Source organism: Spirosoma liriopis, assembly GCF_023196085.1.
GTDB classification, from domain to species: Bacteria; Bacteroidota; Bacteroidia; order Cytophagales; family Spirosomataceae; genus Spirosoma; species Spirosoma oryzicola.
The window spans coordinates 612317-627566 of the sequence record NZ_JALPRF010000003.1 but is presented as its reverse complement, the minus strand read 5'-3'; the positions used below and the strand labels follow the sequence as shown (position 1 = coordinate 627566).

Here is a 15250-nt window from a genome sequence, read left to right as displayed (position 1 = left end):
ACAGCAGAAGCCCGTTTTCACCTACCGAGAAGTAGATCAAAACAGGCTTCTGTCAGCCACTATCAACGAGTGAACTGGGGTTGGTTATTTTTTAGCGACAACCGGTTTTGGTGCCAGAAACATAGACATCCGTTTTCCTTCGAGCTTGGGCTCCGCTTCCACTTTGCCGTATTCTTCCAGTCCTTTCGAGAACCGCTCCAGCAGTTGGAAACCACGATCTTTAAAGACGATGGCCCGGCCTACGAATTGTACGTACGCTTTTACTTTGGCGCCTTCTTTCAGGAAGTTAATGGCATGTTTGAGCTTGAACTCAAAATCGTGATCATCCGTGTTGGGACCGAACCGGATTTCTTTAATAACGACTTTCGTCGCGTTCGCTTTGATTTCTTTCTGTTTTTTCTTCTGCTCGTACTTGAACTTGGAATAGTCAACAATACGACAGACGGGCGGCACCGCGTTGGGCGATACCTCAACCAGATCGAGGTTCTGCGCTTTGGCCATAGCCTGCGCCTTGTTTATATCGTAGATTCCCTGCTCTACATTTTCACCGACCACCCGCACCTCGCGGGCTAAAATGCGCTCATTAACTTTGTACGGTTCTTCAACCACACGACGAGGTGGTCTGCGCTGGGGTAATGCCATATATTGTGTTTAGTGTAACTAACTTTTAAATCGCTTGGAATAACGTTTGGAGTACTAAAAAGTTCGGGAAGCTATTGAAAATACTGATGCTGCGCAAGAAAGAATATGTATTCAGGCGCTTCGTTTCCGATTTTTGGCAAGATCGATACCGCACAACCAGAAACCAAGCCCCTGAATAGAATAATCGCTTACACGTTTACTTCGGCCTGGAACAACTGAACAAATTCGTCAATGCCCATACTGCCTAAATCACCCTGGCCTTTCCGTCGTACCGATACCTTTCCATCGGCGGCTTCCTTCTCGCCCACGATTAGCATAAACGGTACTTTGTTGACCTCGGCATCGCGAATTTTACGACCAATTTTCTCGTCGCGTAAATCCACGAAGCCACGGATATCCTGCTCCTGCAAGTTAAAAAACAACTCGTTGGCGTAGTCTTCGTATTTCTCCGAGATCGGCAGGATAGCAATCTGATCGGGCGATAGCCAGAGCGGGAAATTACCCGCCGAATTTTCGATCAGGATAGCAATAAACCGTTCCATGGACCCGAAAGGCGCCCGGTGAATCATTACGGGCCGATGCTTCTGGTTGTCGGCACCGATGTATTCCAGTTCGAACCGGTTCGGCAGGTTATAATCAACCTGGATGGTTCCCAACTGCCACTTCCGGCCCAGGGCATCACGCACCATAAAGTCCAGCTTAGGCCCGTAGAAAGCCGCTTCGCCGAGTTCGGTTACCGTTGGTAGACCCTTTTCGGCGGCCGACTCAATGATGGCGGCTTCGGCTTTCTCCCACAGGTCGTCGGAGCCGATGTATTTGGTTTTATTTTCCGGATCGCGCAGGGAAACCTGGGCGCTATAGTCGGTAAAGCCAAGCGACCGGAAGACGTACAAGACCAGATCGATCACTTTCATGAACTCGTCCTTTACCTGATCGGGACGGCAGAAAATATGCGCGTCATCTTGGGTAAAGCCCCGCACGCGGGTCAGGCCGTGTAATTCACCCGATTGCTCATAGCGGTAAACAGTACCAAACTCAGCCAGCCGCAGGGGTAAATCCCGGTACGAACGGGGTTTGGTTTTATAAATTTCGCAGTGGTGCGGGCAGTTCATCGGCTTAAGCAGAAACTCCTCGTTCGGGTCCGGGGTCCGGATGGGCTGGAACGAATCCTCGCCGTATTTTTCCCAGTGGCCCGACGTTACGTACAATTGCTTGCTACCAATGTGCGGAGTTACCACGGGGGAATAGCCCGCCCGGATCTGTGCTTTCCGCAGGAAGTTTTCCAGCCGTTCGCGCAGCATGGTTCCTTTCGGGAGCCACAGCGGTAACCCCTGTCCAACTTTTTCCGAAAAAGCGAACAACTCCAGTTCTTTCCCTAGCTTCCGGTGATCGCGCTTTTTGGCTTCTTCCAGCAGATACAGGTAATCGTCGAGTTCTTTCTGCTTGGGATACGTAACCGCGTAGATACGGGTGAGCTGCTTGTTTTTTTCGTTCCCGCGCCAGTAAGCCCCGGCCACGTTCATGATTTTAGCGGCTTTGATAAAACCCGTATTCGGGATATGTGGCCCCCGGCACAAATCCGTGAAATCGCCCTGGGAATAGAACGTGATCGTACCGTCGGCCAGCCCGTCCAGCAGGTCGAGTTTATACGGATCGCCTTTTTCCTCGAAGTACGCAATCGCGTCGGCTTTGCTCATCGGTTTGCGGATATATTGCTGTTTCTGGCGAGCCAGTTCCAGCATTTTATCTTCAACCTTCTTGAAATCTTCCTGCGAAAACGCCTGTCCATTGAGGTCGACATCGTAATAGAAACCGGTTTCGATGGCGGGCCCGATACCAAACTTGACGCCCGGATACAAGGCTTCAAGGGCTTCGGCCAGCAAGTGAGCCGACGAGTGCCAGAAGGTCGCTTTACCTTCGGAATCGTTCCAGGTCAGGAGTTGGACATTGGCATCCTCGTCAATTGGTCGCGTAGCGTCCTGAACGACACCATTTACTTTGGCCGCCAGCACATTGCGTGCTAGTCCTTCACTGATTTGGGTGGCAATATCCAGCCCGGTGCTTCCTTTGGGATACTGCCGAACGCTCCCGTCGGGCAGCGTCACGCGGATTTGTTCGTCCTGCGCAATCATTTGTGTACTGATTTATTTGTGGGTACCCGCAGCCTACCTACAACTGTAAGCTACTTCATTGGCTATATGATATAGGCTGTATGGTTGAGTAATACATCCTGTATCGTACAGCTTACATCGTTTAATTCTGTCCGATTGGTTTGACGGTACGCCGGAGCGAATCGCCCGAACCGGTCGTTACCCGCTCCTTGGGCTGAATCGTCTGGATGCGCACGCGCGTCGTATCGATCGTAGCCCGGTTTGACGCGGCTGGCAAGGCTTCATCGGACGCATCGGGCAAAAATAAGGAGTTTTGCGAGTATTGTCGCCGTTGCGAACGCCATAAACCTGCCGCAGCCTGCCGATCGGTCGTATTTAACTGGGTTGCTTTCGTGTAAGCGGCAATCGCCAGGTCGTATTGACCCATTTGTTCGTGGCAATAGCCGATGTACGTATCAATACGCGGAAACTGCGGCCGTATCTGCTGAACACGCTGATAATTGGCCAGGGCTACGTAATAATTGCGGAACTTCTGATTAAGCAAGCCAATCTGAAAGTACGCCTGATAATAGTTGGGCTGTACACTTAGTGTCTGTTGATAACAAGTCATCGCACTATCCAGTTCACCGGCCATGTGGTAGATCAACCCCCGACCGTAATAAAGCTTGGCGTTCTTCGGAAAATAACGCAGTGCCTGCCCGTTGATGTGAAGAGCCGCGTTACGATCACCCAGCGTACGGTAGACCGACGCCAACTGGTTATACGTGTCGAGGTAGCGCGGTTTTAAGTGCAACGATTGCCGATAAAGGGCCAGCGCCTGGGTGGTATCGCCCAGCTTGGCGGCCATCAACCCCCGAAAATAATAGGCTTCGCCGTCGTAGGGAGCCATTTGCAGCGCCTTGGTCACGTAAAGCTGCGCTTTGGGAAACTGATTTTGCTGTTGAAAGAGGTCGCCTAGCAGCGTGTACAGTTCAGGCGTATCAACGCCCAAGAGTTCAGCCCGCTGGGCGTTGACGAGCGCCTTTTCGGGCTGTTGCAATCCTCGCAGAATCTGCGCGCGGATCAGGTAATACGAACCCGCGTTGTCATTTCGGCTGATGGCTTCGTCGATATCACTCAGGGCTTCGTTGACTTTCCCCATCGTCAGCAGAATAGCCGCCCGTTTGGCGTAGGCCGATGCCGGTGACGACTGGTTGATGGCACGCGTTAAGGCCCGCAACGCTCCCTCCGTACGGCTGCTGTCGCCCGGCTTGGGAAAGTCGGGGATGTGGGCCGTCTGCCGGTCATTCCCACCGCAGGACCACAAAAGGACCGTCAAAGGCAAGAAAAACAAATAGGAACGCATAGAAAGTACCATTAGGCTATTCAAACCGACGCAAACCGATAAAAAACGCCTAATGGCAGCCGTTTTTGAAAACTATCCGTTACGACCAGTTCCCCCCATTCCGGATTCGGTACGCTGCCAAATACCTGATTCATCAGATTATCCAGCAGAATCGACGAAAAGCCGAGCGAGTAAAGATTGATGATAAAGAAAAAGTTGTTGCGGTCCAGCAAATCGGCGCAGGATTTCAGCAGATCGCTGAGGTGTTCTTCGAGCACCCATTTTTCGCCATCGGGTCCCCGACCATAAGCGGGCGGGTCCAGAATAATTCCGTTGTATTGATTGCCCCGACGCACTTCCCGACGCACGAACTTGACCGCGTCCTCTACCATCCACCGGATGTTATCCAATTCGCTATGATCCATGTTCTCCCGGGCCCAGCTGATAACCGGCTTCACCGAATCGACGTGGGTAACGTCGGCCCCGGCCTGACGGGCGGCCAGCGATGCTCCGCCCGTATACGCAAACAGATTCAACACCTTGGGCCGGGCTACCTGAGCGGATAGTTTTTGTATTGCGTTGTGAATGTACACCCAGTTATCAGCCTGTTCGGGAAACAAGCCAACGTGTTTAAACGTAGTCAGGGCCAGCTTAAACTTCAGGTTCAACCCACTTTGTCGAAACGAAACAAACCAGGGATCGCGCATGGTCGGCGTAGTTTGCCAGTCGCCCCGCTCAGGTGACTGCCGGTCGCGCCGAAAGATCGCATGCGCCCGCTCCTGCCAGTTCTGATCAGGTAACGATCGATTCCAGATGGCCTGGGGTTCGGGGCGGGCCAGTATAAATTCGCCGAAGCGTTCTAGTTTTTGGAAATCGCCCGAATCAATCAATTCGTATTCAGACCAGGGCGCTGGGGTAATTAGGTGAATATCAGCCATTTTTATTTACTAACGAATGAAGCGTGTAGCGCAGGAGACTTGTTCGGCTACGAGCTTACCTGTCTTCACTCTTCGCTGCATGTTGACCCATTGCCAGAATCAGTTCAAATTCATCGGGTTTGATAGGCATAACCGATAAGCGCGATTGTTTGATCAAGGCCACGGTTGCCAGCATGGGCTCGGCTTTGATGCGCGCCAGCGTAACCGGTTTTTCCAGGGCCATAACCGGCTCCAGTTCGACAACCACCCAGGGGGTCGGGCGGGTGGCTGCGTTGGCGACAACCGGCTCGTCGAGAGCGGTAGGGTCCGGATAGCTTTCCCGCACCACCGTAGCCAGACCAACGACAGCAGGATTGGTCACACTGTGGTAGAACAGGACCTGATCGCCAACCTGCATCAGTCTCAGGTTGTTGCGAGCCTGATAATTCCGGACACCATCCCAGACGGCACGGCCCTGCTCCATAAAATGATGCCACCCGTACGTGTCGGGTTCGGATTTAACTAGCCAGTAATTCAAACGGTGGGTAAGTCATTAAGCGTAAAATGATAAGCTCTCAAAACGCGATTGGCGAACGGCTGCCAATGCGCGCGGGTTCCTATCAATAATAGTCATCCTGCTCGTGACTGTTCCCGTAACGCGAGTCATATTCGTCGTCATCGTCGGCAAAGTTCGAGCCTGCTCCTTTAAACGTCAGGGCTTTCCGGAGGATCATAATCTGCCCGGTATGGTACAGATCGTGGTTGACAATACCGTGCAGCATGTCGTAGTACGTATAATCACGTCCGGGCACGATGTCTTCCAGGAATTCGTCGTCATCGCGTTTGTCTAATTCATTGATGAGTTCTTCCTGGCTCAGGCTCAGTTCCATCTCGAGTGCTTCCCACTCAAAATCATCAATTTTATCAGGCAGTGCGCCAAAGTTTTTTTCTGGGGTTGTGATATCAAACGTCGCATCGCCCTGCATTTTCTTGACGCAGAAAATACGCCAGCTCGTCATGTGAAAAACCAGTTCGGCAATGGAGTGGGTGTTGGGCGCAATTCGGCGACCCGCCATATCAGGGGTCACCCCCCGTAACACTTCAACTACCGATGGACCGTGCCAAGCTTCCTCACTTTCGTAGGTTGTATTGAGGAGGTCAATGATTCGAATAAGTTCGTCGTTTGGAACCATAAGGTTGTTTATTCAAAAAATAAAGCGGTCGGCCTGAGTTGTTCCGGTCGATACGCCACCGTGCTAGCCACTGGCGATCCCGGCTACTGTCCGACAACTCAACAGTAAGCAATTTTAACGTTTATTACTACTTCCTTGCAGACGGTTTGTTTGACACCGCTACAAATAAATTTACGAACTGAGACGTGCTTGTATAAAGTTAACAAAAAGACAACTTCATACAACGCAGTCCTTTTCCTGTCCGCTCAAACAGGTTTAGATACGCCCAACAAAGGTACATCAATATCGGTGGCGTTTCGAAAAAAACATATCGATCAATTTGACTCCTCCTCCGTACGCCCAAATGGTACGCCACTACCGTTTGATTGTCAACCGCTTTTCTTTTCGTAACAAAAGCCCAACCATTTAAATACCTATTTTTTACAGATAAATATACTTACAACTAAATCCAGTTAGTCGATGGCATAGTTTGTGTACCTATCCTTTACCAATTACGAACCGATCGGTAGTGACGGACCAGCACGTTCTACCATCTAAGAGGTATTCCGGTTTTGCTTTTCCTGCTGCCTATGCGTTTACTTGTACTTTATTTGCTAGCTGTATCCACCTGCTTTTGTCAAACCCCCAAACCCCTACGGTACAGTACCGAAGTAGGCAGTTATTTTTCCACGTCGGGCCAAACCCCTTTCTGGCTGAGGACCAATCAATTCGGCATCGTTTCCCTGGATCACTCTCCCCTGACCGTACGACAGGTACTGCACGTCGATTACCACGACGCCCCCCGAACGAAACGGGATAGTTTGCAGGCGCTTAACCGGCGCGTCGATTGGGGCTGGCGGGCGGAAGCGGTGTTCAACACCGGGTACAATGTGCGACTGATTATCCCGGAAGCGTACGTAAAAGTTCGGGTGGGACCCGTCGAAGTCTGGAGTGGTCGCCGACGAGAGATTATCGGTCTGGTGGATACGACGCTCACTTCGGGCTCCTACATGCTCTCAGGCAATGCCCTTCCGATGCTTAAGTTTCAATTGGCGATCCGGGAATTCTGGCCCCGCAAAGGGCTGTTGGCGATAAAAGGATTGTATAGTCATGGCTGGTTTGAAGCAGACCGGTTTGTGCGAAATACGTGGTTGCACGAGAAAGCCTTTTATGTTCGTCTGGGTAAACCCGATTGGCGCTTAAAGCTGTACGGGGGCATGAACCACGAAGTCATGTGGGGTGGCACGACTACGGAACTATCGAGTTCACGCATTAAAAATAACCTGTTGCCTTCCACTTTCCGGGACTACATCGATGTAGTAACCGCTAGTTCACTGGGAGCCCGTACCAACGTGGATACCAACCGGATAAGCCAGTTTGACCGGGAAAACCGGATTGGCAATCACCTGGGCACGGTTGACCTGGGCTTTGAGTACACGGGGCGCTCTTTCGCCGTTTTTGCGTACCGCCAGAGTATTTACGAAGACGGGTCGTTGTTTCACCTCACCAACCTACGGGATGGCTTGCATGGTATCCGCATTCGGCGTCTACATTCGGTCAAGCCAAGGGGTCTGCAAATCGAGACGGTATTACTGGAGTACCTGTACACGCAAAACCAGGGGGGCTCTTTGTTTATCGACAACCAGGAAGCACAACGAGGCCGCGACAATTATTTCAACCATTCGCAATACCAGGATGGCTGGTCGCGGTACGGCATGACGCTCGGTACGCCTTTCATTACCCCTTCCGGCAACAGCCGCAGCGATTTGCCGCGTTACGGGTTCACCAACAACAACCGGGTGGCCGTCCTGCACCTTGGTCTGTCGGGACACATCGCCGATTTTATGCGCTTCCAGTTCAAAGCTTCCTACAGTGAAAACCTGGGCACCTACGAAGTTCCTTTCCCGGAACCGGTTCATCAGTTTTCCGGTCTGCTGGACGTATCAACACAATTACCCGTATTTAACGGCCTGACCGTCAATACGGCCATCGCAACAGATATGGGTCGGTTGTATCCCGCCAGCGTTGGGTATTACCTGAGCGTCCGCAAAGAAGGACAGAACCGAAAGCCAACCAGAAGGTAAGCTTGGCGAGTCCTTATGGCCTGACGGGTTTCTCTTAAAAACGCCGATAAGTATACGAAGTAACCACAACTGGTTCGTACAAATACCAAGGTGTTGCCGTAAGATATATAAGCTAAAAAAGTTTGCTGTATACGTTTTACAGATTATTGACAAACTAATTAACTTGCTGTCTGGGTACGAGTGAATCAGGACTTGCTTGCACGGCTTGTCGTATTGGCAAAGAAACCAGGTCTTTTGTTAGACGAAACCGGTGAACAGTTTTTCTCCTGTGTCAATCGTATCACGAGCGGCCCAATTGCGAACTACCTTGATACCCTAATAACCTAACCTATGAACAGCCAGTTAAAAGATGAGGAATTGATCCGCATGCATCTAATGACTCATCGCAATGACTACTTCGAAACCCTTTACAAGCGCTATGTAACGAAGGTATACCAGCGATGCCTGAACTTGACGAAAGATACCGCTAATGCCGAAGATTACACGCAGGATATCTTTCTGCGGGTATACGGTAACCTCACTAATTTTAAAGAAAACTCGGCTTTCTCAACCTGGCTGTATTCGATCTCCTACAACTACTGCATGGACCAGATTCGTTGTGCCAACCGAACATCTACCGTTTCGCTGGAGCAGGATCAGGAATACACCTGGGCGGAACCGACCGATCAGGAAAACCGGGAATTTCAGCTGCAACAGCTGGACAAAGTACTGGGTGTCATCTCGGAAGAAGAAACCCTGATGCTGCGGATGAAGTATGAAGATGGGCTCGATATTACCGAAATTGCCCAACAACTAAAGCTAAAAAACAGCGCGGTCAAGATGCGGCTCAAGCGAACGCGCGATAAAATCCGGCTTATGTACGGCGAACAGTTTTTCTGATTAGCCCCTACCCTTGGACTCTGTCAGTTGACGTACAGGTTTTACCAATGCCCGTACGTCAACTCGTTTTGTTACTGGCAAACGCGTACATAATCGATTTCCATCCGTTGCGGCCAGATGGACTCATCGACGCCTTTCTGCCCACCCCAGTTGCCGCCAACGGCTACGTTCAGCAGTAAGTAAAAAGGCTGATCGAACGGCCATTGGGCTTCTGTATTTCCCAGGGCTGCTTTTTGAACGCTGTAATAATTTTGGTCGTCGACAAAGAATTCGATTTTGTCGGGCGTCCACTCAATGGCGTACAGGTGAAAGCGGGTACTGACGTCCTTGACGGGGATTGCCTGCCCTTTTTCGGTTTTCTTGGCGTGGTTGTAGGCTTCTGTATGAACGGTGCCATGAACTACCCCTTCATCAAAGCCAACGTGTTCCATAATGTCGATTTCGCCCGCTCTGGGCCACCCTGCGGTTTGAATACCCTGCCCCAGCATCCAGACCGCAGGCCAGGTACCCCGTCCGGCGGGGAGTTTCGCCAGTGCCTCAATACGTCCGTATTTCCAGGCGGCCTTGCCCCGTGTCAGCAAACGAGCGGATGTGTACTTGTTTCCCTGATAGTCTTCTTTACGGGCTTCGATAATGAGTTTTCCGTTTTCAACCCGCGCGTTTTCCAATCGGTTGGCCGTGTAGTACTGCAATTCGTTGTTACCCCAACCCTTGCCACCAACTTCATAGCCCCACTTTGTTGAATCGGGCAACCCGTTTTTCGTAAACTCGTCAGCCCAGACCAACTTGCGGGCGGAAGGTGCAACCGGATCACCCACGGGTAACCCCACATTCGGACTTTTACAGGCTAGCAAAACAGCCACCCCCACCATCTTCACAATCAATACGCTTTTCATCATCGTTCCAAAAGCTTACCGTTACACCGTTTTTTTGTCACGTTAGCGGGTTCCAAATGCCCACGTCAGAAAGTCAGGCATGATCGCACTCCAGGTTTCCTGGTTGTGCTTACCTCCATCGATTTCCACGTACCGAATCGCGGACGATGAAGATGGCACTCGCCCGCCGGTCGGATCCCATACGTATCCTTTTTTAACCAGTTCGTCAATCAGATCGAGCGTGTCGTCAATCGCATCGATCACACCGTTGTTGTTTCGGTCGCTGGTTTCGTCCTCGGTTCCGGTCTCGAACCAGAAGGCAAGGTTCGACTGATAGGTACCCTTACGAACCAGATCGTGCATAATGCGGTCAGTCTCATCGCGGTAGCCGTCTTCAGTGCTTTTACTGCGCCACCAGAACGAGCCCGAAAACACCCCCGCCCGGCTAAATAGGTCAGGATGATGAAACACCAGATCGAAGGCGGACAAACCACCCAGCGAAAAACCAGCAAAGGCACAGGCTGCTGGTTCGCTACTGACGTTGTAATGTTTTTTTACGTAAGGGAGCAGTTCCGTCAACACAAAATCGGTGTACAATCCAGCTTTGCTGCCCCGATGCATGTAATCCGCGCGGGCCGCTGTTCCGTACTCCTGAATCCGGTCGCCGGCATGAATGGCCACCAGCACAAAGGGTTGGATGAGCTGCTGCTGGTACAACGAATCCAGCACCTGCGTCATGCGCAACCGGCCCAGATCCTGACCATCATTCAGGTACAGTACGGGGTAACTGTGACCAGAGGGATGATAAGCAGGGGGCAGAATAATGTCCAAGTGAACAGTACGACGGAGCGGAACGGAAACCAATGAATCGTCGTGCCAAACCGTTACGGAACAAGACTCGGCAGAAGAAACAACCGGTAAATGAGCAGCCATAAGCGCGAAAATTCTCAATAATAAATAGACCACAACCGGCAAAATAGGCATTTTTTTCGGCTTACGCCCGCCTATTTTTGTCGATCCGGGCGATTTCTTCTATTTTTCACCCGAAAAAGAAGGTACGTCTAAACATACAACACCGTGCAGCAAGATTATCGAAAATGGTACTCACACCACCTCGGCCGCGATATTGACATGCTGGTTTACGGCAATTGGGGTTATCCGGTAGTGCTGTTTCCGACCTCAATGGGGCATTACTACGAATACAAAGATTTTGGCCTGGTCGAAACGGCTCGTTGGTTCGTCGAGACGGGTAAGGTTAAGTTGTTTTGTATCGACAGCATTGATCGGGATAGTTGGTACGCCAAGCACCTCCACCCCGGCGCACGCATCTGGAACCACGTTCTGTACGATCGTTTTCTGCACGAAGAACTGGTCCCGGGTATTCAGCGGGAGTGTAACGTCCAGAAAATAGGTGTGTCGGGGGCTTCGTTCGGCGGCTATCACGCCTTAAATTTTGCGTTTCGGCACCCTGAGCAAGTAGGCCACTTGCTGACGATGGGAGCCGCCTTCGACATCCGGTCATTCCTCGGCGGTTATTACGACCAAAACGTTTACTTTAATAATCCGCCCGATTTCCTGCCCAACGCGCAGAACAACGAATTTCACCACATGAACATCGTACTGGGCACATCGGAATACGATTTCTGCCGGGACGCGAACTACCAGATGTCCGGTATACTAAGCCGGAAAGGAATTCGGCATCAGCTGGACGTGTCGCCCTGGGGCAATCACGACTGGCCCGTCTGGAAAGACCAGTTTCCGCGCTACCTGAGCCAGATTTAACCGAAAGAAAGCGTTGTTGAACACCTGCGTTCGGTTCAGTGCTGGTTCATGCGCAGGTGTTCCAGGTAGCAGGTCAGCGCCTGCTCGACGGATATTTCGTGCTGCTGCGCAAGGCAAAGCACCGAATACGTGATGGCGTATGATTCAGGAAGTTTGTGAAAGCGCTGCCAGATGGCGTACGCATCGTCATACCGCTGGCCTGTCAGCCGGGTAATATGAGCCAAATTCGTGGAATCCCAGCCCAGATAGGGCAGAAACATAGCCTTTATACAGTTCACTACGCCAACATTTTCCGTTAACAATAACTCTACGGCGCAAACTAAGGGAATTATACGGAAGCAATTTTCAGCCGGTAATTAAGAAGTAATTAAAATAAGCATAAGGATTATTACCGGTTTGAAAGCGGCCCATACCCTGATTGGCTTACTTTACTTTCATGCCGCCCAAAGGCGCTGGAAGCCAATTATAGAACGCAGCGAGAAAGCCCGGCAGTAGTACCGCCGGGCTTTTCTGATTATTCCTAAACCCTTAATTTTACTTAATTACTTGTATAATTAACGAAGTCAGGGTTCATACCCTTCAACCAGTGGTTTTACTCACCCCAGGTAGTAATTCATCTGCCGGATCTGCCAATAAATCGACTCATTTACTCCTTGCTGTTACTGCGACTACGCGATAAACTTGCGGGGTTCGGCGTAGCTTTCGGTTGGCTTGGCCACTCCATTAAGCCGTTCTTAAGTGGGTGTTAAATTGTCGTTATAATCACTTCGGCACAAAATGATTGCTGGCGACAGGATGTTTACTTTGTACAGCATCCTACATCAACCGTTATGATGTTCAAAAAAAATTCAACGTTAGCGGGTCCCTGGACAATGGTTTTTCTCATCGCGACCGTGGTACTTACCTTGATCGCCGAGTCCGTGATTAAATTGTTTTTCTAGCAGGAAGTGGTTTACGATCGCCTGCTACGCTGAAAGAGGCCATCGTTCACGCTTCCGCTACGCACACCAGCAATGGTTTACCGGCCTTTTCCTTGTGGTTTTAAATCAATACGGGCTAATCGGACCGAACGGGGCTATTTTGTACCGGTAGATCAAATGGACACTCATTAACTCAATCTAGTTTACGCGCGTCGATAAACTCAACTACCTTTCGGATGTGCTTACAAGCACGGTGAAAAGTACCCAAACCCCACTGGCCTTGCGAGTGGGGTTTCTCATGGTTGCCGCTCAATTAATTCGTTTCTAAGTAGTTACGTTTTTCAGTAGATTCGTGTGTACAACCTCACTAGAAACCATGCTTCTCTTTCGCGCACTAGTCCTCCTGTCTGTTGTAGGCATTCTGATTGTCCTGTATCGATTGGTTAGCTTCCGCAAACAGTGCCCTGGTTGTGGCTACGCCGACCCGAATCGAATACCCCGGAAAGGGATTGCCAAACGACTTCCGGTAAAGGCGTATGCTTGTCCCCGTTGCCACAATCATTTTTACAAAATTCGGGAGGTTACGCAGGCTTCTTCCAATGCTACCCTGGTTTGACGATGCATTACCGATCCGACCACTTGCGCGGACGATAGGGGTTTTCGGGTAAGCGCCAGCATCAGACTGGAAAATGCCCGAGCCGAATTACCGTATACTAAAAGCGCTTCGTACTCTCCCTTACTTTTCGGTAATGCCTAGTCTAAATAGTATAAAACAAAAGACTATGCTGGAGCTAATCGATATCGCAATCGCCTTTGGAATAGGGTTTTGGCTACGATCCTGTTTGGTCAATCACAAAAAAAACGAGTCGTAACGCTTTATTCGACTATCTATATTCGGAGACGTGTAAACGCTGGAATTCGCTAGTTACTACGATCCAATTCGTATTGGTTTACTCGGTTAGCCCGACGCTGTGCCTACCAACTCGTCCCTACCGTTTTGCTCCAGGGAGTTGAGGTCCTGTCCGTTGGAAGCCATTCCGAAAATGATACCGAGTCTGACAACTACCCATTAAAAAATACTCGTCTGTTTATAGATCTGGTCCATATACCTGCTTTTTGGCAGCTGGCGTGACAGAGCAACAAGCGTCCCATTACCTCACTATTCGCTGAAACTATGTCGTTTGTTTCATACAAACGGTTAACTTGATGCTCATAGACACTCAACGCTATTTTAGTATGTATTTTGTAATTGACGCGCTTACCCGCGACAACCAGGAGCGAAACTTTGGGTTTCAAGTTAATGAGCAAGAAGTTGAACTAGGACTTGATATCCTGTCTGGCTTTGTTGAGAAAGGGGACAAACTGGTTGAGGTTCTACTTGTTTTTGACAACAACGTAACGAAACTACCGATTTCCATTTTTGATGGTCACTCCTTTGCAAAGCCTATCAAGCAGCTGCAGGGACAATGGCAGGAAATCTTACGTTCAACGCCTGAATGGCAGATGAAACCAGTTTATAGCAGCGATCTTTTGCAGCGAGCCCAAACGGCTCGACAATCTAAAATAGATTGTCTTAAAGTAAGCCGGGAACAGATGCAGAAATTACTCGACCGGGCTAGCCAGCAATCAAACAATGGGCTTTTATTGAATCACTACCAAACGCTTATTAACGCCTATACCCGTATGCTCGCCAGCTACGAGGCCCGGTAAGCGTCAGACAACAGCCTGGCAGACAGGGCAAGCTGACCGAAGCACTCGTTGATAAACCCATCTGAAAATCAAGGCTGAGCCAATCAATTGTTAAAAATAACGATCAGTTATACTATACCGAATAATTTATTTACAATATTTTTATTTCGGTAACATGTATATTGCCACGCATTATAAGGTTAATTATAAATCCCTATTGGCTCTGCTGGTAGGGATTTTCGTCCTGAGCATTCCAATGTGTGCAGACGAAACAGTTGGTTGCAGTAGTTTGTCCTGAATTAAGGCTTTGTTCGATTTGCTTTATTCATGACTTACGTTATTCTTTTCGTCGTTCTACTGCTGAGTCTTGTTTATGCGTATCGACACACAAGCTTTTCGGCAAAATGCCCCAAATGTGGTCGCTTCGATTATGACCGCATCCCCCGCTCTGAACTGCTCAAGATTTTCTCTGCTATCATTCCGTTTAAGGTATACCGGTGTCGCAATTGCTGGAATGCATTCTTACGGATCTCGAGCCGATAGCCTGTACGCTGTAAGCAATTAGCTGTCAATTCAGTCCGTCGGCCAATCTTTTCGGATCAGGCAACCGCTGGCCATTGTCAGGACAAATCGCCATTCGCTGTACCTGACCAGAACCTATGTAGCAAGTTGGCACGGAACCCTGCCGGTCGAGCGTTTGTGGGGCTATTGCGTTACTTTTTGTGAAACCAGCCGGGAAGAGTCGCCTGATTTTTTCCCGAAAACCTACCTCCGTTGAGCACTCAATAGGCATCGTTCCTTTGTGCGAACAATACGCAAGAGGCAAAGGCTGGAGTTACGTTACCCGGCGTTACG

The 15250-nt window shown here is 50.1% G+C and carries 15 protein-coding genes; 5 read left to right on the top strand and 10 right to left on the bottom strand.

The window, feature by feature from the left end; translation table 11 throughout:
* Positions 1-84: 84 nt before the first annotated feature.
* The 6 genes from infC to M0L20_RS19455 form a co-directional block, all read right to left on the bottom strand.
* Positions 85-642 (bottom strand): translation initiation factor IF-3, encoded by a 558-nt coding sequence (gene infC / locus M0L20_RS19480; protein WP_232558268.1) that lies wholly within the window; start codon positions 640-642, stop codon positions 85-87.
* Between the two features lie 188 nt (positions 643-830).
* Complete coding sequence (thrS, locus tag M0L20_RS19475; protein ID WP_248478646.1) at positions 831-2774, bottom strand: threonine--tRNA ligase; 1944 nt, start codon at positions 2772-2774, stop codon at positions 831-833.
* A gap of 121 nt (positions 2775-2895) precedes the next feature.
* Positions 2896-4098, bottom strand: coding sequence for a tetratricopeptide repeat protein (locus M0L20_RS19470; RefSeq protein ID WP_248478645.1), 1203 nt, complete (start codon positions 4096-4098; stop codon positions 2896-2898).
* Positions 4099-4118: 20 nt separating this feature from the next.
* Positions 4119-5015, bottom strand: coding sequence for a class I SAM-dependent methyltransferase (locus M0L20_RS19465; protein ID WP_232558265.1), 897 nt, complete (start codon positions 5013-5015; stop codon positions 4119-4121).
* A gap of 55 nt (positions 5016-5070) precedes the next feature.
* Complete coding sequence (locus M0L20_RS19460; protein WP_248478644.1) at positions 5071-5532, bottom strand: EVE domain-containing protein; 462 nt, start codon at positions 5530-5532, stop codon at positions 5071-5073.
* 82 nt (positions 5533-5614) lie between these two features.
* The gene (locus M0L20_RS19455) at positions 5615-6187 is read right to left on the bottom strand and encodes a DinB family protein (protein ID WP_232558263.1); all 573 of its coding nucleotides are present in this window, start codon (positions 6185-6187) and stop codon (positions 5615-5617) included.
* 569 nt (positions 6188-6756) lie between these two features.
* On the opposite strand from M0L20_RS19455, the gene M0L20_RS19450 reads away from it, so the two are divergent.
* Together M0L20_RS19450 and M0L20_RS19445 are read left to right on the top strand one after the other, a co-directional pair.
* Entirely contained in the window at positions 6757-8250 is a 1494-nt protein-coding gene (locus M0L20_RS19450) for a capsule assembly Wzi family protein (protein WP_248478643.1), read from the top strand.
* Between the two features lie 330 nt (positions 8251-8580).
* Positions 8581-9129: an RNA polymerase sigma factor gene (locus M0L20_RS19445; RefSeq protein WP_232558261.1), complete on the top strand. Its 549-nt coding sequence runs from the start codon at positions 8581-8583 to the stop codon at positions 9127-9129.
* A gap of 71 nt (positions 9130-9200) precedes the next feature.
* On the opposite strand, the gene M0L20_RS19440 is transcribed toward M0L20_RS19445, so the two are convergent.
* Both M0L20_RS19440 and M0L20_RS19435 read right to left on the bottom strand, forming a co-directional pair.
* Complete coding sequence (locus M0L20_RS19440; RefSeq protein ID WP_435531841.1) at positions 9201-10025, bottom strand: glycoside hydrolase family 16 protein; 825 nt, start codon at positions 10023-10025, stop codon at positions 9201-9203.
* Positions 10026-10067: 42 nt separating this feature from the next.
* The gene (locus M0L20_RS19435) at positions 10068-10937 is read right to left on the bottom strand and encodes an alpha/beta hydrolase (protein ID WP_248478641.1); all 870 of its coding nucleotides are present in this window, start codon (positions 10935-10937) and stop codon (positions 10068-10070) included.
* A gap of 144 nt (positions 10938-11081) precedes the next feature.
* Here M0L20_RS19435 and M0L20_RS19430 point away from each other — a divergent pair, with 144 nt between their 5' ends.
* Complete coding sequence (locus tag M0L20_RS19430; protein ID WP_232558258.1) at positions 11082-11786, top strand: esterase family protein; 705 nt, start codon at positions 11082-11084, stop codon at positions 11784-11786.
* 35 nt (positions 11787-11821) lie between these two features.
* On the opposite strand, the gene M0L20_RS19425 is transcribed toward M0L20_RS19430, so the two are convergent.
* A complete protein-coding gene (locus M0L20_RS19425; protein ID WP_232558257.1) occupies positions 11822-12046 on the bottom strand; it encodes a hypothetical protein in 225 nt (74 codons plus the stop codon).
* A gap of 1036 nt (positions 12047-13082) precedes the next feature.
* Between M0L20_RS19425 and M0L20_RS19420 the strand changes: the two genes are divergently transcribed.
* Positions 13083-13322 (top strand): hypothetical protein, encoded by a 240-nt coding sequence (locus M0L20_RS19420; protein ID WP_248478639.1) that lies wholly within the window; start codon positions 13083-13085, stop codon positions 13320-13322.
* A 620-nt stretch (positions 13323-13942) separates the two neighbouring features.
* On the top strand, positions 13943-14416 hold the full coding sequence (locus M0L20_RS19415; RefSeq protein ID WP_232558255.1) for a hypothetical protein: 474 nt from the start codon (positions 13943-13945) through the stop codon (positions 14414-14416).
* 547 nt (positions 14417-14963) lie between these two features.
* Here the strand turns inward: M0L20_RS19415 and M0L20_RS19410 are convergent.
* Positions 14964-15221: a hypothetical protein gene (locus M0L20_RS19410; RefSeq protein ID WP_248478637.1), complete on the bottom strand. Its 258-nt coding sequence runs from the start codon at positions 15219-15221 to the stop codon at positions 14964-14966.
* Positions 15222-15250: the final 29 nt, after the last annotated feature.

Bases quoted from the DNA above. Each gene is read 5' to 3' on its own strand.
- M0L20_RS19435 (WP_248478641.1), bottom strand. From the start codon at position 10,937: ATGGCTGCTCATTTACCGGTTGTTTCTTCTGCCGAGTCTTGTTCCGTA.
- M0L20_RS19455 (WP_232558263.1), bottom strand. From the start codon at position 6,187: ATGGTTCCAAACGACGAACTTATTCGAATCATTGACCTCCTCAATACA.
- M0L20_RS19440 (WP_435531841.1), bottom strand. From the start codon at position 10,025: ATGAAAAGCGTATTGATTGTGAAGATGGTGGGGGTGGCTGTTTTGCTA.
- M0L20_RS19465 (WP_232558265.1), bottom strand. From the start codon at position 5,015: ATGGCTGATATTCACCTAATTACCCCAGCGCCCTGGTCTGAATACGAA.
- M0L20_RS19415 (WP_232558255.1), top strand. From the start codon at position 13,943: ATGTATTTTGTAATTGACGCGCTTACCCGCGACAACCAGGAGCGAAAC.
- M0L20_RS19450 (WP_248478643.1), top strand. From the start codon at position 6,757: ATGCGTTTACTTGTACTTTATTTGCTAGCTGTATCCACCTGCTTTTGT.
- M0L20_RS19445 (WP_232558261.1), top strand. From the start codon at position 8,581: ATGAACAGCCAGTTAAAAGATGAGGAATTGATCCGCATGCATCTAATG.
- M0L20_RS19470 (WP_248478645.1), bottom strand. From the start codon at position 4,098: ATGCGTTCCTATTTGTTTTTCTTGCCTTTGACGGTCCTTTTGTGGTCC.
- infC (WP_232558268.1), bottom strand. From the start codon at position 642: ATGGCATTACCCCAGCGCAGACCACCTCGTCGTGTGGTTGAAGAACCG.
- M0L20_RS19425 (WP_232558257.1), bottom strand. From the start codon at position 12,046: ATGTTTCTGCCCTATCTGGGCTGGGATTCCACGAATTTGGCTCATATT.
- thrS (WP_248478646.1), bottom strand. From the start codon at position 2,774: ATGATTGCGCAGGACGAACAAATCCGCGTGACGCTGCCCGACGGGAGC.
- M0L20_RS19420 (WP_248478639.1), top strand. From the start codon at position 13,083: ATGCTTCTCTTTCGCGCACTAGTCCTCCTGTCTGTTGTAGGCATTCTG.